This is a genomic window from Bacillus silvicola, from assembly GCF_050524305.1.
GTDB classification, from domain to species: domain Bacteria; phylum Bacillota; class Bacilli; order Bacillales; family Bacillaceae_G; genus Bacillus_A; species Bacillus_A cereus_AT.
The window spans coordinates 1,624,816-1,644,454 of the sequence record NZ_JBNGVC010000012.1 but is presented as its reverse complement, the minus strand read 5'-3'; the positions used below and the strand labels follow the sequence as shown (position 1 = coordinate 1,644,454).

The window sequence follows — 19,639 nt, the reverse complement described above, 5'->3', positions numbered from 1 at the left end:
TATTGTAACATAAGGTAGTTATTAAATAAAAAGAACATCTTATGAGAAATAAGATGTTCGCTCGTTATTCTTCTTTCTTAATTAAAATGGATAAAACAAGATCGATACTAAATATTCCGATGAGTAGCATCGGTATAACGACAAATAAATAACGTGTAAAAGAAACATTTTTTAAGTATGTATGAGCAAATAAAAAGACGCCGAGAAATAAAATACCATTTAAAATAGGCTTTACTAATTTTTTAGACATAAGCTCCCCCGTAAATATCTTCTCTCTCTATTTGGTAATAAAAAACTCCTCTCTCCGTTGTATCATGCTGGAGAGAGGAGTTCAATCATTTCTCATTCAATTACACCAGAATTTGTAATATTTACGGTGTATTTTATATGAACCGGAACATCTTTATACATTTGTCTCCATTCTTCTAATTTGAATGGGCGATAATGTTGCTTATACTTTGCACCTAGCCCGAGAGGATCGATGTTTAAAGATTTAAACTGCTTAATTAATTTGGTAGCCTGTACATCCAATTGTTTTTGGACATTTTTTTCAATTTTTTTTGTGTTCTTGTTATTTTCTAAGTTAATTTGCTTCGATAGTTCTTGAATACGTGCATCAAGATGAACGTGAATGAAAAAAGAAGGCTTCCCGTTTTTAATTTTTATATCGTAAGTTGGAACAGAACGAATATTATTAATCATTACGTACGCAGAATCTGTTTTAAATTCGTGAGAATCTAATTTGTGTTTCTCTAATAGTCCTTTAAATATGAACATATCTTTTTCCGCGATTTTACCGATATACTTATCCTTTTTAAAAAGACCAATTCCGTTAATTTTTATTTTATCACCATGTTTCTTTAAAATTGGAATATAGTAGTCTTGCCCTTCTTGATAATAACGGAATGCTCCTACATGCAGATTATCCGTTGGTAAAGGACCGGTCTCCATATTATGTTCTAACAACTTTTTAATATAAATTGCAACGTTGTATGAAGTCGTATATTTTCCTTTTAAAAGTTCAGTACCATTCCCCTCTAATAAGCCGACATATAAAGCGTTCCCTATATTTACATCTCGAAGTAATGTATCGAATGAAGTAGACATTCCTTTTTTGGCAAGTCTTATAGTATATAGAGCGACCCGCATTTGTCCGCTAGCAAAAGGTTGAGAAGACTCTAAAGATGTATCTGCTTTTACTTGTTTTACCGCATTTGCGCTGCCTTCAAAAACTTGAACTTTATTACCTTTTTTCTGAATGGGACAAACGAATGTCACTTTTACTTTATTATCTTTTGCTACATCAAAAACGGTTCCTTGAATAAGTTGTACATCGTCGATAATATTTTTTTGTAAACATCCAGTTAGACTGAAGAGTGCTATACAAGAAATAAGTATTAATTTGCTTTTGATTTTTTCCATTTTCTTTTCACCCACACAATAATAAATAGGATTGGGATGTATACATAAATGAGCCAAAAACTAACTTTTGATGCATTACTAATAAAGTTATTAATATCATGTCTGTTTGTTAAAAGTTGTGAAACAATGAGAGTGATAAGGATAAAAGCGAGTAAAACACCTCTTTGTTTTACACGGAATATTTCGTGCGTTGCTCTCGTTGCCGCCCATAAGGGGAGGATGAAACTTGTAATAATAACAAGTGCATAGCCTGAAATTGCAATATATTCTAGCCTTTCTATGAATGGTAATTGAATGACTTGGGTCATAGAAAGTTGTGACCATATCGTTTTTAACAATTGTTTCTCACTAAAAAACGCAAAGGCTAAAAGGGTACTAAATAAATATAGAAGATTTGAAAATAATGCCCCGTATTGAGCGTATTTATGAGATTGCATAGGTTTTTTCACAAATGGATAAACCATGAGGTAAATCTCAAAGCCTGTCATACTGTAGATTGACAGATTGGCGGCTTTTAAAATATCTGAAAAAGAATGTGTGAATATAGGAAGTAAATTATCCCAATGTGAGTATTTCAAAACGAATAAGCTAAGAAGTAAATATCCTAGTGTACCACCAACAGAGATGACGCAAATGCCAGTAATGACACGAAATCCAGAAGAAATAATGTAATAACTAACTAAGCATAAAAAGATTGTTAACATAAAGGTGGAAGCGGTAGGGAACATCCATACTTGAATAATTTCAACGTATGTTCGAATGACGGAAATACTGACGATTAAAAAATAAGCTGCAAAGATGATATTAAAGCCATTCCCTAGCCACTTTCCAAATGTTTGCCGATGTAAGTCAATTAAATTCCCGTTTGTTTCCCTTAATAAAAAATACATCATCCATATAAGAATATGGATACCAATTCCTGTGATAATAACTCCTATCCATCCATCGTATCCAGCAGCTTTTGCAATAATCCGAGCGAAACCGAGAACGCCAGCACCAAACTGTGCACCGTGAATTAAGAAGAAAACAAAGGCAGGAGATATTTGATATTTTTCTTGAACTTTACTCATCGAATGCACCTCATTTCTTAATCATCAAAGTCCGATCTATGTTTTGTTGAAATTCCTTTCGCTGCTTTTTTTACATGTTGTGGTCTTGCTTGCACATCTCTTGTATCAATCATTGTTAATGGAAAACGGATCCAAGAATCTTTAACGGATTGTTGTCTTGTCGGATAAAACAAAGCGTACGGCTTACGTAAGGAAGTAAGTCTAAATAGATGAGTAAATAAAAAGATAAACCCAAGAGAAATCCCGAAGAGACCTCCTATTTCGGCAAAGATAAGAAATGGAAAACGTAGTAATCGAACAGCGTTACCCATTTTGTAAATAGGTGTAATAAAGGAAGCGAGTGCTGATAAGGCAACGATAATTAATAAAATATTACTCGTTAAACCAGCCTGTACAGATGCTTGCCCGATTACGATACCGCCTACAATACCGAGCGTTTGACCAACTTTCATCGGTAACCTCGCACCAGCTTCTCTCAGTAAGTCGATTGCAAGTTCTAAAAAGAGTGCTTCAATTAAAGGTGGGAATGGTACTTGTGCTCTTGATAAAATTAAAGTTTCAAGTAAATCACTCGGAATGAGTTCATAATGGTAATTTAAAACTGCAACGTATAACGGTGTAGCGCATATCGAGAATAGAACGGCGATAAGGCGTAAAATCCTTGAAAATGTAGCATATAGCCAAGAGACGTTGTAGTCTTCAGGTGAAATGAAAAAATCGAAATATGATACAGGTGTTAGTAAAACACTTGGAGAGCCATCAACAAAAATAGCGATTTTCCCATCGATTAGTGCTTTTGTAACTCTATCAGTGCGTTCTGTATTGATATAGAGAGGGAAAATCGACTTTTCTCCCATCAATTCTTGTATATAAGCACTATCATTAATTTGATCATATTCAAGAGCACGTAAAGACTCTTCTAGAAAATCTACATTATCTTTTTCAGCAAGGTTGTCTAAATACATCATGACAACTTTTGTTTTTGAAAATTCGCCGACAATCATTTCTTTTGTTTGTAAATCTAAAACAGGAAGACGTTTTCGGACTAAATTAATATTTGTATCAATATCCTCTACGAAACCTTCTTGAGGACCGATAACAGTCGATTCATTTAAAGGAGGAGTTGGTGCACGATAATTATCAATTGCAATGTTTGCAAGCATACATTTTTGATCTTGCTGGTTCAATTGAATAATCGCATGTCCTTTTAAAACCATGTCCTCAATTTTTTGTAAGTCATTCGTAATTGTGATACCACTCATCGGAATATGTTCTTTCAGCTCTTCTAGCGAAGCGTTAGGTCGTTCTAAAAGAGTAGGCATTAAATACTTTTGTAATTTCTCACCATCAAGTGAAGGACGATAGTAAGAAATCCAATAAGGCATCGTTTCATCGTCAGAGGTGTGATAATTAACAAAATCACTAGACCTTTTCAGCTTCTCTATTAAATCTTGTAGAGAATGAATACGGTCTTTTCCTGGTTTCGTAAAATCATAAATACTATTATTTCCGGAGTGTTGCTTATCTTGAGCAGAATCATTTTGTTTAGAGCTTTGTTGCTGATCTTGGGCTGAGTTATTTTGCTGCTGATTTTGAGAAGATTTTTCTTTCTTAGTACTTTGTTGCTTATCTTGAGCAGAATCATCTTGTTTAGAGCTTTGTTGTTGATCTTGGGCTGAATTATTTTGCTGCTGATTTTGAGAAGATTCTTCTTTCTTAGTACTTTGTTGCTTATCTTGAGCAGAATCATCTTGTTTAGAGCTTTGTTGTTGATCTTGGGCTGAGTTATTTTGCTGCTGATTTTGAGAAGATTCTTCTTTCTTAGTACTTTGTTGCTTATCTTGAGCAGAATCATTTTGCTTAGAATGTTGCTGTTGATCCTGGGAAGATTCGTCTTGTTTAGAATGTTGTTGCTGATCCTGAGCTGATTCGTCTTGTTTAGAATGTTGCTGCTGTTCTTGAGCAGAATCCTTGTTTTCTTCTTTTTTTTGCTCGCCATTGCTACCTTTATTATGTTTCATACTTCTAGTCTGTTCTTTGTTATCATCCTCTTGATTACTAGGTTGTTGCTCCGAGTTATCTGTTTCGTCTTTCTCTGTTGTATTTGATTTTTTTTTCTTACGTAGCCAATTCCAAATCATATGTATGCCCTCTTTAATTGTGTAATATAGTGCTATTTTGTGGCTAATTTTGTATATTATTCATTTATTTATGAAAAGAAGGAGGAGATTGGTTTGCATAGAAAAAACCCTTTAGTAAGCAGTTCATAATATGACGGGAAGAAGGCGAGTCTGTGCAAATTGTAAAAAAGGAGAAGTTTGTTTTAAAAGAGTTTGTGTTTGAAAATGGTAGGGAGATTCCTGTTCAAATGGGGTATGAGACGTATGGTACTTTAAATAGAGAAAGATCAAATGCGATTTTGGTTTGTCACTATTTTAGTGCAACAAGTCATGCGGCAGGAAAATATACAGAGCATGATGAGGGGGCTGGTTGGTGGGATGGATTAATTGGACCTGGGAAAGCAATTGATACAAATAAATATTTCATTATATGTACTGATAACCTTTGTAATGTACAAGTGAAGAACCCATATGTGATTACAACGGGACCGAAATCGATAAATCCGATGACTGGTTTTGAGTATGCGATGGATTTTCCAGTTTTCACATTTTTAGATGTAGCACGGATGCAATATGAGTTAATAAAAGATATGGGGATCGCTAGGTTACATGCTGTAATCGGGCCATCGGCAGGTGGGATGATTGCGCAGCAATGGGCTGTCCACTATCCTCATAAGGTAGAACGAATGATTGGAGTTATTACGAATCCGCAAAATCCAATTATAACGTCGGGAAATGTAGCGCAAAATGCGATCGAAGCAATTCAGCTTGATCCAGATTGGAAAGGCGGAAAGTACGGAGAGGAGCAACCAATGAAGGGGCTTCATTTAGCGAATAAAATGATGTTTATGAATGCATTTGATGAACATTTTTATGAAACAGCATTCCCGCGGAACAGTATAGAAATGGAACCTTATCAACAATTTTCTGTATTAACATCATTTGAGAAAGAGATAAATAAAGTGACATGTAAAAGTATAGATTTAGTAGATGCAAATTCATGGATGTACACTGCGAAAGCAGTCTTATTACATGATATTGCACATGGTTTTTCTTCCTTAGAAGAGGCTCTTTCTAAGATTGAAGCGAATGTACTCATGATTCCATGCAAACAAGATTTACTTCAACCATCTCGTTACAATTATAGAATGGTAGATTTTTTGCAAAAGCAGGGGAAGTACGCAGAAGTATATGAAATAGAAAGTATAAATGGGCATATGGCAGGAGCGTTAGATGTTCATTTATTTGAAAAGAAAGTGTATGAGTTTTTAAATCGGAAAGTATCTAGTTTTGTGTAGAAAATAATTAATGTGGAAAAGGTGCATTGTTTATAATAGGCACCTTTTTTACATAATTTGCAGACGGAAAATATATGAAGCGATTGATAAACCAAAGAAAGCTATACTAAGTAATAGAAATAAGAATGACATTTCTTGAGGGGATTTTATCTTTTTATTATTTTTCATACTAAGAGCAATGACCGCAGAAATTAAGAAAATGATACCCATAATGAAAAGAAAAAGTGTCATTTTAACTGGCTCCTTTCATAAAACAAGTATATTGAGGATACAATGCACGAGTTATGTTTGTAAAGAATAAGTTTTGCGAGAAAATTGAGAAATAAATTCTCGGTTCTTTGCGTTCTTTCTTTCGCATGCTAAAATTGATTAGAAATGGTTGTTTAAAGAAGAAACTAAAGGGTTTATTGTATATAAGGAGGAACGACATATGACAGAAGTTAAAACAATTACTACAGAAGAAGTGCAAGAGCGTTTAGAAAATGGAGAAACGTTATTTTTAGTAGACGTAAGGGAAGATGAAGAAGTAGCGGCAGGGAAAATTCCAGAAGCTGTACATATTAAAATGGGTGATATTCCAAATAAAGTAGATTTCTTTGAAAAAGAGAATGAATATATCTTTATTTGTCGTTCGGGAATGCGCAGTGAAAATGTATGCCATTATTTAAATGAACAAGGATTTAAAACAGTGAACATGGTTGGCGGTATGCTTCAATATGAAGGTGAAACTAAATAATTAGCTAAAAAAACTTGAAACGTGTTTGTTTCAAGTTTTTTTTATTTTGCATAGAGTATATGAAAGGGAGGTTGAGATGAATGAGCATTAACATGCGTAAAATAAAAATTATAAATAATACAGGGGCTGTTAATGTAGGTGATTGTTATAATTTAGCACCTTTCGCTGTAGCAAAAATATATACAGGTGCGGGTGGTTCTAGCACGGCGACATTTTTAAATGGAAAACGAATGGCAGCAGTTGTACCTGTAACATCGGTGTTTATTCCACCGTTAGCGACGAGTACACGTACGTTAGGTTCATAAAGGAAAGGTAGAGTGTAGTTATGCCTGCACATATTAAAGAGTTTATTATTGTTAATAATACTGGGAATATATTTACGGGTGATAATTTGAGTGATACTTCGTTTACTGCTTCGAAAACGTATAGTGGTTCAACAGGTCCAACTTGTATTGATGTTGTTACGATAATAGGGACTGAGACGAAGCTTTGTTTACAACCGGGGGATAGTGTGACGACAACATATACGAGAGGTATTTCTGCTAGTACTTTAACAGGAGGGAATACAGGCCAAAGTGCAAATGCGTCGAGTACTACGCAAGCAGCACCAAATACGGATAATACAGATTCAGTTGCAGGACTCCCCTAAAATAATAGGGGAGTTTTTATTTAGAAGAAGAACTTGTGTTACATAAAAATAGCAGGAATTGTTTTAAAAGTAGTATTGGAGACAGTTTTAGAAAATACAATTCAAATGGAGGGTGAATTTTTATATAGAACATATTTGGCAGCTGTAGTTTGCTTTTGAGGGGGTGGAAGTGGTGGGGAAAAATGATGGAAAACAAAAAATACAAGCGTCGATAAATTCTAATTTTAAAATATCGCCAGATCTTGTCGGCCCAACTTTTCCTCCAGTGCCAACTGGAATGACAGGGATAACTGGAGCGACAGGAAGTACGGGAGCGACAGGAAGTACAGGTCCAACGGGAAGTAAGGGTGCAGCGGGAGATACAGGTCCAACGGGAAGTAAGGGTGCAACAGGAGTGACGGGCCCGACGGGAGATACAGGAGCAACAGGAAGTACAGGAGTGACAGGAAACACTGGTTCAACGGGAAATACGGCCCCAACGGGGGATACAGGTCCAACCGGAAATACAGGAGCAACCGGAAATACAGGAGCAACCGGAAATACAGGAGCAACCGGAAATACAGGAGCAACGGGAAGTACGGGAGCAACAGGAGATACAGGTCCAACCGGAAATACGGGAGCAACGGGAAGTACGGGAGCCACAGGAGTGACGGGCCCGACTGGAAATAAGGGAGCAACGGGAAGCACAGGAGTGACGGGAAACACCGGTCCAACCGGAAATACGGGAGCAACGGGAAGTACGGGAGCCACAGGAGTGACGGGCCCGACTGGAAATACGGGAGCAACGGGAAGTACGGGCCCAACGGGAGATACAGGTCCGACTGGAAATACGGGAGCGACGGGAAGCACGGGCCCAACGGGAGATACAGGTCCGACTGGAAATACGGGAGCAACAGGAAGTACGGGAGTAACTGGAAATACAGGAGCGACGGGAAGCACGGGTGCAACGGGAAGCACGGGCCCAACAGGAGTCACAGGCCCGACCGGAAATACAGGAGCCACAGGAAGCACGGGCCCAACGGGAAATACAGGAGTGACAGGAAACACTGGTCCGACGGGAAATACAGGAGCAACGGGGGATACAGGTCCAGCCGGAAATACAGGAGCAACCGGAGATACAGGTCCGACCGGAAATACAGGAGCAACGGGAAGTACAGGAGCAACCGGAAATACCGGAGCAATCGGAGACACTGGTCCAACAGGAAATACTGGGGCAACGGGAAGTACGGGAGCAACAGGAAGTACCGGAGCGACGGGAAGCACGGGTCCAACGGGGGATACTGGGGCAACAGGAGCAACCGGAGACACCGGTCCAACAGGAAATACTGGTTCAACGGGAAGTACGGGAGCAACAGGAAATACGGGAGCAACAGGAAGTACGGGAGCAACAGGAAATACGGGAGCAACAGGAAGTACGGGAGCAACGGGAAATATAGGTCCAACAGGAAATACGGGAGCAACAGGAAGTACGGGAGCGACAGGAAATACAGGCCCAACAGGAGTCACAGGTCCAACCGGAAATACAGGAGCAACGGGAAGTACGGGAGTAACTGGAAATACGGGAGCAACAGGAAGTACGGGAGCAACAGGAAATACCGGAGCAACAGGAAGCACGGGTCCAACAGGAAGTACGGGAGCAACAGGAAATACGGGAGCAACAGGAAGTACGGGAGCAACAGGAAGTACGGGCCCAACGGGAAGTACGGGAGTAACGGGAAGCACGGGAGCAACAGGAAATACCGGTTCAACAGGAAGCACGGGTCCAACAGGAAGTACGGGAGCAACCGGAGACACCGGTCCAACAGGAAATACTGGGGCAACGGGAAGTACCGGAGTGACGGGAAGCACGGGTCCAACGGGAGATACTGGGGCAACAGGAAGCACGGGTCCAACGGGGGATACTGGGGCAACAGGAGCAACAGGAGCAACAGGAGCAACCGGAGACACCGGTCCAACAGGAAATACTGGGGCAACGGGAAGTACGGGAGCAACAGGAAGTACGGGAGCAACAGGAAATACCGGTTCAACAGGAAGCACGGGTCCAACAGGAAGTACGGGAGCAACCGGAGACACCGGTCCAACAGGAAATACTGGGGCAACGGGAAGTACGGGAGCAACAGGAAATACGGGAGCAACAGGAAGTACGGGAGCAACAGGAAATACCGGTCCAACAGGAAGTACGGGAGCAATCGGAGACACCGGTCCAACAGGAAATACTGGGGCGACGGGAAGCGCGGGTCCAACGGGAGATACTGGGGCAACAGGAAGTACCGGTCCAACAGGAAACACCGGCCCGACAGGAAGCACAGGTCCAACGGGAAGTACAGGATCAACAGGAAATACGGGAGCAACCGGAGACACTGGTCCAACAGGAAGTACCGGTCCAACAGGAAGTACCGGCCCAACGGGAAGTACGGGAGTAACGGGAAGCACGGGAGCAACAGGAAATACAGGCCCAACAGGAAGTACGGGAGCAACAGGAAGTACGGGAGCAACAGGAAGTACGGGAGCAACGGGAAATACAGGTCCAACAGGAAATACCGGAGCAACGGGAAGTACGGGAGCGACAGGAAGTACGGGTCCAACAGGAAGCACTGGTCCGACGGGTGGTACCGGCTCAACAGGAAGTACCGGGACGACTGGAGTTAGTACAACGGCTACGTATGCTTTTGCTAATAATACATCTGGAACAGCTATATCGGTTCTTTTAGGGGGGACGAATGTTCCTTTGCCAAATAACCAAAATATTGGACCGGGAATTACGGTAAATGGTGCTAATACGGTATTTACAGTTGCAAATGCAGGCAATTACTATATTTCATATACAATTAATATAACTGCTTCGCTATTAGTAAGTTCGCAAATTATTGTTAATGGAACTGCTTTGTCTGGAACTGTTAATTCACCAGCAGTAGCTACAACTGCGTTTAGCGCTACGGTTATTGCAAATATTCCAGCAGGAGCGACTATAAGTTTGCAGTTATTTGGTTTAATTGCTATTGCGACATTGTCAACGACTACACCGGGGGCTGTATTGACAATTATTCGCTTAAGTTAATAAGGAGAGAGCCTTGAAACTTTTATGCTTCAAGGCTTTTTATTTGTTTGAGTAAAAAACATCGCAGTTCGAAAATATATTATAATAGAATGAAAAGAGAGAAATTTGGCAGAAAGGGAGGGTGGCGATGCAGGAGATGGTTACAGATTTTTTTGGACGCCCACTTCAAGATTTGCGCATATCTGTCATTGATCGTTGCAATTTTAGATGTACATATTGTATGCCGGCGGAAGTATTTGGGCCAGATTATGCTTTTTTGAAAGATGAGTTTTTAATGACGTTTGATGAAATTGAGCGTTTGGCAAAACTATTTGTTAGCATCGGTGTACGAAAAATTAGACTTACTGGTGGCGAACCACTGCTTCGTAAAGATTTAACAAAACTTATTGCACGTCTCGTGAAAATTGACGGGTTAGTAGATATAGGATTAACGACAAATGCGATTCATTTAACGAAACAAGCAAAAGCATTAAAAGAAGCTGGATTACATAGAGTAAATGTTAGTTTAGATGCAATAGAAGATGATGTATTTAAGGGCATTAATGGCCGGAATATTAATACGAAACCTGTTATAAAGGGAATTATGGCTGCAAAAGAGGCAGGGCTTGATATAAAGGTCAACATGGTTGTGAAAAAAGGGATGAACGATCATCAAGTACTTCCGATGGCTGCGTATTTTAAAGAGCAGGGAATCACGCTTAGATTTATTGAGTTTATGGATGTTGGTAGTACAAATGGATGGAACTTTGAGCAAGTCGTTACAAAGCGAGAGTTAATTGAGATGATTCATAGCGTGTATCCGCTTGAGCTAGCTGAAGCGCATTATTTCGGTGAAGTTGCGAAGCGATATCGTTACGTTGGAACAAATGTCGAAGTCGGTTTTATTACTTCTGTTTCAGAGTCATTTTGTTCTTCTTGTACGAGAGCGAGAATTTCGGCAGATGGAAAGTTTTATACTTGCTTATTTGCGACAGAAGGATTGGATGTAAGGGAACTTCTTAGAGGAAATCTTTCGGATGATGAGTTGGTAAGCGTTATACAAGATGTATGGATGAATAGAAAAGACAGGTATTCGGATGAACGGACAGAAGAAAGTGCAACGAATCGTCCGAAAATTGAAATGTCTTATATAGGAGGATAAGAAGGGAGGCTATTGTATGCAGGAGCGATATTCAAGACAAATATTATTTTCTGGTGTTGGAGAGGAAGGACAGCGAAAAATAAGAGAGAAGCATGTGCTTATTATCGGCGCTGGTGCTCTCGGGGCAGCAAATGCAGAAGCAATTGTTAGAGCAGGTGTTGGTAAAATAACGATTGCTGATCGTGATTATGTAGAATGGAGCAATTTACAAAGGCAACAATTATATACAGAGGAAGATGCGAAACATTATAAGCCGAAAGCGATAGCGGCAGCAGAACATTTAAAAGCTATTAATTCTGAAGTAGAAATTGTACCGGTTGTGACCGATGTAACGGTTCAAGAAATGGAAGAGTTAATTAAAGGTGTAGATTTAATATTAGATGCGACGGATAATTTTGAAACGCGTCTTCTTATTAATGATATATCCCAGATGTATGACGTTCCGTGGATATACGGAGGGTGCGTTGGAAGCTACGGAGTAACTTATACAATCTTGCCTGGAAAAACGCCATGTTTTCGATGTTTAATGGAACATCCAGCGAGCGGAGCGACATGTGATACGGCGGGTATTATACAACCAGCAGTGCAATTAGTAGTTGCGCATCAAATAACGGAAGCTTTAAAAATATTAGTAGAAGATTTTGAGGCACTTCGTGAAACGATGCTATCATTTGATCTTTGGAATAATCAACAGATGGCATTTAAAGTGAATAGACAGAAAAAGGATACATGTTTATCTTGTGGAAAGCTACGTACATATCCGAGCTTAACATTTGAAGCACAAACGAAAACAGAAGTATTATGTGGACGAAATACAGTTCAAATCCGTCCAGGTGTGCGACAGGGGTTTAATTTAGAAGAAATTAAAAAGCGCTTACAAAAAAGTGTGGATGTAAAGGAAACGCCTTATTTATTATCATTTCCAGTGGAAAAATATCGTTTTGTTTTATTTACAGATGGTAGAGCGTTTATTCATGGGACGAATGATATGAATGTGGCGAAACGCCTATATGCAAGATATATAGGGTGAACCTAAAGGAGAGTCCTTTAGGTTCAGAGGGAAAAGATAGTATTAAGAATTTCTAATATAATCTCCATTTTTTCCGCCTGTTTTTTCAAGTAAGTACGTTTCGCCAATAATCATGCCTTTATCAACAGCTTTACACATATCGTACACGGTAAGAGCGGTAGCGGAAGCAGCTGTTAAAGCTTCCATTTCAACGCCGGTACTACCTTCTGTTTTAACTTTTACTTCAATAAGTAGTCGATATTGTTCTTCTGACTGTTTCCAATCGAAAGAAACATCAACACCTTTTAACAATAAAGGATGGCACATTGGGATAATATCAGAAGTGCGTTTTGCAGCCATAATGCCTGCGATTTGTGCAACAGCCAATACATCACCTTTACCAATTTCATTGTGAGAGATTTTGTCAAAAATTTCTTTCGTAACGAGAATGCTAGAGCATGCAATTGCTGTTCGAACGGTTACTTTTTTGTCGCTTATATCAACCATTTTAGCGCGCCCTTGGTCATTGAAATGTGTGAATGAAGACATGGAATTCCTCCTTGAAGTAATTACGATTTAATATATAAAGTGTAATCGAGATTAGATATTTTGCAAATATGAGGTGAGAAACAATGGTAGAAAAACGAATCCCGATTCAAGTTGCTGAGGCAGTAGAGCGGGTTATGAAATACGCTAAGCATGGTGAAGTGGAAGAAGTTTTTATTACAGAAAGTTATGGGAGGATTCTTGGGGAGGATGTTGTCTCAGATCACGACGTTCCTCACTTTGATCGTTCTCCTTACGACGGTTTCGCAATTCGAGCAGAAGATACGAAGGAAGCGAGTCAAGAGCATCCGGTTGAATTTGAAGTAATAGGAGAAATTGGAGCAGGTTCTGTTTTTTTAGAAGAAGTAGGAGCTTTTCAGGCAGTTCGTATTATGACAGGAGCAGCTATTCCAGAAGATTGCAATACAGTCGTAATGCTAGAGTTGACGGAAGGATTCGAGAAGAACGAAAGTACATATATGAAGTTGAAACGCTCTTTCCAAAATGGTGACAATGTGTCATTTAAAGGAGAAGATATAAAACAAAATCAAGTCCTTGTTAATAAAGGTATTGTAATCAATCCAGGTGTTGCCGCACTGTTAGCGACGTTTGGATATAGCACTGTGAAAGTTGTAAAACAGCCTGTTGTTGGTATTGTAACGACAGGAAGCGAATTACTAGAAGTGCATGAGCCGCTAGAGCCAGGCAAAATTAGAAATAGTAACTCTTATATGATTGCAGCTCAAATTATGAAAGCCGGCGGGAAAGTTCGTTATTATGGCCAACTTGCCGATGAGTTAGATGGATGTTTTACAGCTGTTCAATCAGCGATGGATGAAGTTGATATTTTAATTACAACAGGCGGTGTGTCGGTAGGAGATTATGATTATTTACCGGCTATTTATGAAAGATTACAGGCGAATGTACTCTTTAATAAAATAGCGATGAGACCAGGAAGTGTAACGACGGTAGCTGAAGTTGATGGAAAGTTACTTTTCGGTTTATCAGGGAATCCGTCAGCTTGTTATGTAGGCTTTGAATTATTTGTGCATCCAATTATAAAAACGTATTTGTATGTGAAGGAACCTCACGTATATAGGGCAGACGCTATTTTGCAAAAAGATTTTCCGAAACCAAATCCGTTTACTCGTTTTGTAAGAGCGAAAGCGAGCATTGTTAATGGGGCACTACAAGTGACGCCGGTCGGTTTAGATAAATCGAGTGCGGTATCTTCACTCGCAGATGCGAATGCTTTTATCGTATTGCCCGGAGGAACGAGAGGATTTGAAGCAGGGATGAAAGTATCTGTATTATTGTTAGAACACTCTGAGGGATGTGATTGGCCATGGGCAACGCCCCTTCAATCTTACAAATAGTAGGGTATCAAAATAGCGGGAAAACAACACTTGTAGAGAAAATTGTGCATGCATTAGCCGAGAGCGAAATGAAAGTTGCTACAATTAAGCATCATGGTCATGGTGGTTTTCCTGAAGTAGCGCAAAAAGATAGTGAAAGGCACCGAAAAGCTGGTGCTGTCGTAAGTAGTGTAGAAGGCGCTGGATTACTATCTCTGTCTTCATTACGAGATGAATGGTCCTTGCAAGAAATTATCCGCTTGTACGAATTTTTTGAAGTGGATACGATTTTAATAGAGGGCTATAAAGCTGAGAAATATCCAAAAGTAGTGTTACTTCGTTCTGCGGAAGACATTGAACTTTTACATAAGGTAGAAAACGTAGTAGCAATTATTACGTGGGATAATGTCCTGTCAAATTTAAGAGAAGACTATAAAGTATTTCATATAACAGAAGAAAAATTGTATGTAGACTGGTTTTTACAAACGGTTAGGAGTGCAAAATGATAAATACGTATTATGAAGTAATTGATACAGAAATCTCGATTGAAGAGGTGGCAAAGAAAGTAATTCGACGTGAATGCGGTGCTGTTACAACATTTATTGGAACGGTTAGGGAGTTTACGAAAGGGCGTCGTACATTATACTTAGAGTATGTTGCTTATAAGTCGATGGCAGAAAAGATGCTACAGAAAATCGGCACAGAAGTGAAGGAGAAATGGCCTGGTACACATGTTGCGATTACACATCGCATTGGCACGTTGCAAATTTCTGATATAGCGGTTGTTGTTGCTGTATCAACGCCGCATCGTAAAGAGGCCTATGAAGCAAATGAATATATTATGGAGCGTATTAAGCAAATTGTTCCGATTTGGAAAAAGGAGTTTTGGGAAGATGGCGACTCATGGATTGGTGATCAATTAGAAAAGACACCATATCCAGCAGGAGAGCCTGGGAAGGAGCTATAAATATGATTCGAGTATTGTTATTTGCGAACTTGCAAGAAGAAGCAGGAACAAGTGAATTACAAATAGAGAAAGAAAATATTACGGTTGCAGAGTTAAAAGATATTGTCGCGAAGGAATATAATGTACCAGTATCAGCACCAATTATGGTTGCGATTAATGAAGAATATGCAAATGAAGATGATACGATACAATCTGGTGATGTAGTTGCACTCATACCACCAGTGAGCGGTGGTTAATATTGGATTTATTAAAACGACTTTCCTGAATAGGGGAAGTCGTTTTTTTTATGGGCGTTTTGAGAACACTAATTTATAGAACAAGGAGGGCATTATGAAAAAAATATGTGTAATGATGACGATGATATGTTCTATCTTTTTCTTTTCTCCAAGCTATTCTTGGGCGAAAGAGTCAAAGGAACAGCTTTTAGAGAGTGCGTTACTTAATAGGTACTATTCAGTTATAAGGCAAGCGACAGAAGATCAATATGAATGTGATTCAGTTATAAATATAAAGCGTCTAGGTAAGAAAGATGAGTTTGTTCCTAGATTTGAAGTAACTCTACAATTTCTTACATTTCAAGGTGCACATAATCCGCCGAATGACAAAGTTACACTTACTTTGGAAGACAATTTAGATCACATAAAGATAAAGAAAGTAGAGCGAGAAAAAAATGTGTCTAGTGCGATTGCAGAAAAGGTTTGCGCACGAGCGAAGGAAAAAATGAAAGCACACTCTAATGGTGTAGAGCGGTAACTGATGATATTTAGTAAAGAAAGGTAATGAGCGATGGATATACTTTTAGCGATTTTACCAGCTATATTTTGGGGGAGTATTGTGCTATTTAACGTTAAACTCGGCGGAGGACCGTATAGTCAAACGCTCGGTACAACATTTGGTGCACTTATTTTCTCGATTGTTGTTTATATTTTTGTGAAGCCAGTATTAACTCCTACTGTTATTGGAGTTGGAATTGTATCAGGTTTATTTTGGGCACTTGGTCAGGCGAATCAATTAAAAAGTATTGATTTAATGGGTGTTTCGAGGACGATGCCAATTTCAACAGGACTTCAATTAGTTGCGACGACTTTATTTGGAGTCATCGTATTTCATGAGTGGTCCACGACAATATCAGTCGTCCTTGGAGTTTTGGCGCTCGTTTGTATTATTATCGGTGTTATTTTAACATCACTTCAAAGTGAAGAAGAAAAGAATGCAGAGCAAGCAGCAAATTTTAAAAGGGGCATCATAATTTTATTAATTTCAACAGTCGGTTATTTAGTTTACGTAGTAGTTATTAGGCTATTTAACGTAGATGGTTGGTCGGCTTTATTACCACAAGCAGTTGGTATGGTGTTAGGAGGCATTTTACTTACCTTTAAACATCATCCATTTAATAAATATGCGATACGAAATATTATTCCAGGATTAATTTGGGCAGCTGGAAATATGTTTTTATTTATTTCACAGCCACGTGTCGGGGTTGCAACAAGCTTTTCACTATCACAAATGGGAATTATTATTTCGACGCTTGGCGGGATTCTTATATTAGGTGAAAAGAAAACGAAACGTCAATTAACAGGTATCGTTGTGGGTATCGTTTTTATTATCGCAGCCGGAATTATGTTAGGGATTGCAAAAGGATAAGGAGGCATTGAAATGTATAGTGATTTAGAAGGGAAAGTCGTCGTTATTACAGGATCAGCAACTGGTTTAGGTAGAGCGATGGGAGTACGATTTGCTAAGGAGAAAGCGAAAGTGGTTATTAACTATCGCTCACGAGAGTCAGAAGCGAATGATGTGTTAGAAGAAATTAAAAGAGTAGGCGGAGAAGCGATTGCTGTAAAAGGTGATGTGACGGCAGAGGCAGATGTTGTGAATCTCATTCAATCTGCTGTGAAAGAGTTTGGTACGCTCGACGTTATGATTAATAATGCAGGGATAGAAAACGCGGTACCGTCGCATGAAATGCCGTTAGAAGATTGGAATAAAGTAATCAATACAAATTTAACAGGCGCTTTTTTAGGAAGTCGTGAAGCGATTAAATATTTTGTGGAACACGACATTAAAGGATCTGTCATTAATATGTCTAGTGTTCATGAGAAAATTCCGTGGCCACTATTCGTGCACTATGCAGCAAGTAAGGGCGGTATTAAACTTATGACAGAAACGTTAGCGTTAGAATATGCGCCAAAAGGTATTCGAGTAAATAATATTGGGCCAGGTGCAATTAATACGCCGATTAATGCCGAAAAGTTTGCTGATCCAAAGCAGCGTGCTGACGTAGAAAGTATGATACCAATGGGCTACATTGGAAAATCTGAAGAAATCGCAGCAGTAGCAACTTGGCTCGCTTCATCAGAGGCAAGTTACGTAACTGGAATTACGTTATTTGCAGATGGTGGAATGACTTTATACCCATCGTTCCAAGCTGGGCGTGGATAATATGAAAAGGACAAAGAGCTTTATCTCTTTGTCCTTTTTTGCAAAAAAAAATAGCGGTCAGCTATTTTTAAAATTAATGATTGATTGTATCTTGAAGAAATTCTGTTGCTTGATGTTCTGAAACATTCTGTACGAGCGCAACTTCGCTAATAACCATTTTGCGCGCATTATCTAGCATTTGTTTTTCGCTCGCATTTAATGCTCTTTCTTTATTGCGACGAAGTAAATCACGAACAACTTCTGCACTATCTTGAAGATTGCCGTTCTTCATTTTTTCCATATTCATTGTATATCTTTGTTTCCAGGAAAGTGAGGGGTCTGATTCCCCATGATGAAATTCAAGAAGTATACCATCTAACGTACCTTTATCGACGATATAACGTATACCTGATTTTTGTAATTGATCCATCGGAAGCATTACTTGCATATCTTTATTAATGATGCGTATAACACAATATTGACGCGTAGTACCTAATATTTCTTTCTCTTCAATTGCTTCGATGATTCCTGCACCGTGCATTGGATAAACGATTTTATCACCAATTTGAAACAAATCATCCACCTCCATATGTGGTAACCATCTTTAATGATAACACATTTAGATAAAAATGTCAAATTTTATATAATATCATATCTGATATACTGTAGTCAATATATAAAAGGCGTTTTTTTTAGATGTTTTTTTGCCCTTATATGTGGAAAGAAAAGAGGAGATTTTTTTAGAAAAATAGTACAGGCGAAGAAAGAGGGCATATCCACTTATTTTTAAGCATAAAATGTAAAATCGCTAATACAATATACCTAAATCCGTTCTTTGCAAGGGAGGGAGAGAAGGTGGGGCGCACAATTAAAATTGATATTACAAATAAAGTTGTAGCTAAATTTAGACCAAATTATTTGGAATTATATACGAGTAAATTTATGATAGGTAAGTTTTATGTCTATACTGAAGGTAAACAATATGTGTTAGAAGACGGATATATATACGAAGAAGGAAAGTTTTATCGCATCATAGATACGCACCGTGGCAATAATCAAGCGGCGGAGGGCTGCGATCTAGGATGGTGTTAACATGATTCGTGTGAAAGTATTTGATGAAAGTCATGAAAAAGACTTAGAAGATGCTGTAAATGTATTTTTGAAAAAAATTGATGATGGAAATTTTTTAGATATAAAGTATCAAGTTGGTGTTTCGATTAATGATGATGAAAATCAAATTTATTGTTTTTCAGCGATGATTGTTTATAAAGCATAAAAAAGAGCTGGGGAGCCAGCTCTTTTTTATGTTTTATGTTGGGACAACATGTGTTGGTAATCCGTTCATAATAGATTGTGCTGTACCTATCTTATTCGTCTTTAAAAGAAGTTCTTCTGTTTCATGTTTTTGGGCATCTTTACACATACCGAGGTGATAACGATCACCTAAAAATGGATCAATATAAAAACCGTTTTTGAATATTTTATCATTTGGATGTTTTTCATGGTGAATGTCAGAACAGTTAATGCAATAGAACATAGCTTTCATCCCCTTTGTATTTTTGTTTGAAAAAGTGAGTGGGTAGTCATTTCGCTCCTAAGGAAATGTTGAGGAGAAGAGAAATAACTACCTACTCAAATGGTGGGCATATTCCTTCTGATTTTTCATATCTCGCGTAGTGTCCCCGAGGGAAGGAGGAGAGACGAAATACGCATGATATACGTAAGGCGCTTCTTTCAAGATGAATGATGGAGTTTCATGTTGAGAGAAGTTTTTATTTTTTGTTGCCTTTGTGAGTATATTATGAGGGAATGCTCAGAGGGTGTTTGTCCTGTTGAAAAAATGTTGA

Annotated in this window: 24 protein-coding genes; 16 read left to right on the top strand and 8 right to left on the bottom strand. The window is 38.7% G+C overall.

From position 1 onward, the window contains the following. Positions 1–64 precede the first annotated feature (64 nt). From ACP6L7_RS20550 to ACP6L7_RS20535, 4 genes are all read right to left on the bottom strand, one after another. Positions 65–250 (bottom strand): hypothetical protein, encoded by a 186-nt coding sequence (locus ACP6L7_RS20550; RefSeq protein ID WP_097829619.1) that lies wholly within the window; start codon positions 248–250, stop codon positions 65–67. A 92-nt stretch (positions 251–342) separates the two neighbouring features. Beyond that, positions 343–1,422, bottom strand: coding sequence for a spore germination protein GerHC (gene gerHC / locus ACP6L7_RS20545; protein ID WP_097829620.1), 1,080 nt, complete (start codon positions 1,420–1,422; stop codon positions 343–345). Further along, positions 1,398–2,492, bottom strand: coding sequence for a spore germination protein (locus tag ACP6L7_RS20540; protein ID WP_097829621.1), 1,095 nt, complete (start codon positions 2,490–2,492; stop codon positions 1,398–1,400). The genes gerHC and ACP6L7_RS20540 overlap by 25 nt, the downstream gene beginning before the upstream one ends. Positions 2,493–2,509: 17 nt before the next feature. Continuing rightward, positions 2,510–4,633 carry a spore germination protein gene (locus ACP6L7_RS20535; RefSeq protein WP_097829622.1) on the bottom strand — a complete coding sequence of 708 codons (2,124 nt, stop codon included), beginning with the start codon at positions 4,631–4,633 and terminating at the stop codon, positions 2,510–2,512. Between the two features lie 152 nt (positions 4,634–4,785). Here ACP6L7_RS20535 and ACP6L7_RS20530 point away from each other — a divergent pair, with 152 nt between their 5' ends. Then, positions 4,786–5,910 (top strand): homoserine O-acetyltransferase family protein, encoded by a 1,125-nt coding sequence (locus tag ACP6L7_RS20530; protein ID WP_097829623.1) that lies wholly within the window; start codon positions 4,786–4,788, stop codon positions 5,908–5,910. A 48-nt stretch (positions 5,911–5,958) separates the two neighbouring features. Here ACP6L7_RS20530 and ACP6L7_RS20525 read toward each other — a convergent pair whose 3' ends face one another. After that, the gene (locus ACP6L7_RS20525; protein ID WP_000171885.1) at positions 5,959–6,141 is read right to left on the bottom strand and encodes a hypothetical protein; all 183 of its coding nucleotides are present in this window, start codon (positions 6,139–6,141) and stop codon (positions 5,959–5,961) included. Between the two features lie 199 nt (positions 6,142–6,340). Between ACP6L7_RS20525 and ACP6L7_RS20520 the strand changes: the two genes are divergently transcribed. The 6 genes from ACP6L7_RS20520 (at position 6,341) to ACP6L7_RS20495 (ending at position 12,524) form a co-directional block, all read left to right on the top strand. After that, positions 6,341–6,646, top strand: a complete 306-nt coding sequence (locus ACP6L7_RS20520) for a rhodanese-like domain-containing protein (RefSeq protein ID WP_000141214.1) — start codon at positions 6,341–6,343, stop codon at positions 6,644–6,646. A gap of 80 nt (positions 6,647–6,726) precedes the next feature. Further along, positions 6,727–6,951 (top strand): spore germination protein, encoded by a 225-nt coding sequence (locus ACP6L7_RS20515; RefSeq protein ID WP_097829624.1) that lies wholly within the window; start codon positions 6,727–6,729, stop codon positions 6,949–6,951. 20 nt (positions 6,952–6,971) lie between these two features. Further along, a complete protein-coding gene (locus ACP6L7_RS20510; RefSeq protein ID WP_097829625.1) occupies positions 6,972–7,295 on the top strand; it encodes a hypothetical protein in 324 nt (107 codons plus the stop codon). Between the two features lie 172 nt (positions 7,296–7,467). Beyond that, complete coding sequence (locus ACP6L7_RS20505; protein ID WP_430529364.1) at positions 7,468–10,353, top strand: beta strand repeat-containing protein; 2,886 nt, start codon at positions 7,468–7,470, stop codon at positions 10,351–10,353. A gap of 127 nt (positions 10,354–10,480) precedes the next feature. Beyond that, a complete protein-coding gene (gene moaA / locus ACP6L7_RS20500; RefSeq protein ID WP_097829022.1) occupies positions 10,481–11,494 on the top strand; it encodes a GTP 3',8-cyclase MoaA in 1,014 nt (337 codons plus the stop codon). 16 nt (positions 11,495–11,510) lie between these two features. Next, positions 11,511–12,524 (top strand): molybdopterin-synthase adenylyltransferase MoeB, encoded by a 1,014-nt coding sequence (locus ACP6L7_RS20495; RefSeq protein ID WP_097829023.1) that lies wholly within the window; start codon positions 11,511–11,513, stop codon positions 12,522–12,524. A gap of 42 nt (positions 12,525–12,566) precedes the next feature. Here ACP6L7_RS20495 and moaC read toward each other — a convergent pair whose 3' ends face one another. Then, positions 12,567–13,052 carry a cyclic pyranopterin monophosphate synthase MoaC gene (gene moaC, locus ACP6L7_RS20490; RefSeq protein ID WP_000094156.1) on the bottom strand — a complete coding sequence of 162 codons (486 nt, stop codon included), beginning with the start codon at positions 13,050–13,052 and terminating at the stop codon, positions 12,567–12,569. 83 nt (positions 13,053–13,135) lie between these two features. On the opposite strand from moaC, the gene ACP6L7_RS20485 reads away from it, so the two are divergent. From ACP6L7_RS20485 to ACP6L7_RS20455, 7 genes are all read left to right on the top strand, one after another. Next, on the top strand, positions 13,136–14,425 hold the full coding sequence (locus ACP6L7_RS20485) for a molybdopterin molybdotransferase MoeA (protein ID WP_098361994.1): 1,290 nt from the start codon (positions 13,136–13,138) through the stop codon (positions 14,423–14,425). Then, positions 14,389–14,910, top strand: a complete 522-nt coding sequence (gene mobB, locus ACP6L7_RS20480; protein ID WP_002094381.1) for a molybdopterin-guanine dinucleotide biosynthesis protein B — start codon at positions 14,389–14,391, stop codon at positions 14,908–14,910. Before ACP6L7_RS20485 ends, mobB begins: the two co-directional genes overlap by 37 nt. Next, complete coding sequence (gene moaE, locus ACP6L7_RS20475; RefSeq protein ID WP_097829025.1) at positions 14,907–15,371, top strand: molybdopterin synthase catalytic subunit MoaE; 465 nt, start codon at positions 14,907–14,909, stop codon at positions 15,369–15,371. The genes mobB and moaE overlap by 4 nt, the downstream gene beginning before the upstream one ends. 2 nt (positions 15,372–15,373) lie before the next feature. Further along, positions 15,374–15,607 (top strand): molybdopterin converting factor subunit 1, encoded by a 234-nt coding sequence (gene moaD, locus ACP6L7_RS20470; RefSeq protein ID WP_000621795.1) that lies wholly within the window; start codon positions 15,374–15,376, stop codon positions 15,605–15,607. Between the two features lie 94 nt (positions 15,608–15,701). After that, the gene (locus ACP6L7_RS20465) at positions 15,702–16,124 is read left to right on the top strand and encodes a DUF3888 domain-containing protein (protein WP_097829026.1); all 423 of its coding nucleotides are present in this window, start codon (positions 15,702–15,704) and stop codon (positions 16,122–16,124) included. 33 nt (positions 16,125–16,157) lie between these two features. Further along, on the top strand, positions 16,158–17,015 hold the full coding sequence (gene glcU / locus ACP6L7_RS20460; RefSeq protein WP_070145177.1) for a glucose uptake protein GlcU: 858 nt from the start codon (positions 16,158–16,160) through the stop codon (positions 17,013–17,015). A 12-nt stretch (positions 17,016–17,027) separates the two neighbouring features. After that, positions 17,028–17,813, top strand: coding sequence for a glucose 1-dehydrogenase (locus ACP6L7_RS20455; protein ID WP_097829027.1), 786 nt, complete (start codon positions 17,028–17,030; stop codon positions 17,811–17,813). A 73-nt stretch (positions 17,814–17,886) separates the two neighbouring features. Here the strand turns inward: ACP6L7_RS20455 and ACP6L7_RS20450 are convergent, their stop codons facing one another. Continuing rightward, a complete protein-coding gene (locus tag ACP6L7_RS20450) occupies positions 17,887–18,381 on the bottom strand; it encodes a CarD family transcriptional regulator (protein WP_002077588.1) in 495 nt (164 codons plus the stop codon). A 266-nt stretch (positions 18,382–18,647) separates the two neighbouring features. Between ACP6L7_RS20450 and ACP6L7_RS20445 the strand changes: the two genes are divergently transcribed. Both ACP6L7_RS20445 and ACP6L7_RS20440 read left to right on the top strand, forming a co-directional pair. Next, the gene (locus ACP6L7_RS20445) at positions 18,648–18,884 is read left to right on the top strand and encodes a DUF2553 family protein (protein ID WP_000533805.1); all 237 of its coding nucleotides are present in this window, start codon (positions 18,648–18,650) and stop codon (positions 18,882–18,884) included. A 1-nt stretch (position 18,885) separates the two neighbouring features. Then, entirely contained in the window at positions 18,886–19,068 is a 183-nt protein-coding gene (locus ACP6L7_RS20440; RefSeq protein ID WP_097829028.1) for a sporulation protein Cse60, read from the top strand. A gap of 33 nt (positions 19,069–19,101) precedes the next feature. Here the strand turns inward: ACP6L7_RS20440 and ACP6L7_RS20435 are convergent, their stop codons facing one another. Next, positions 19,102–19,329 (bottom strand): DUF3973 domain-containing protein, encoded by a 228-nt coding sequence (locus ACP6L7_RS20435; protein WP_097829029.1) that lies wholly within the window; start codon positions 19,327–19,329, stop codon positions 19,102–19,104. Between the last annotated feature and the right edge of the window lie 310 nt (positions 19,330–19,639).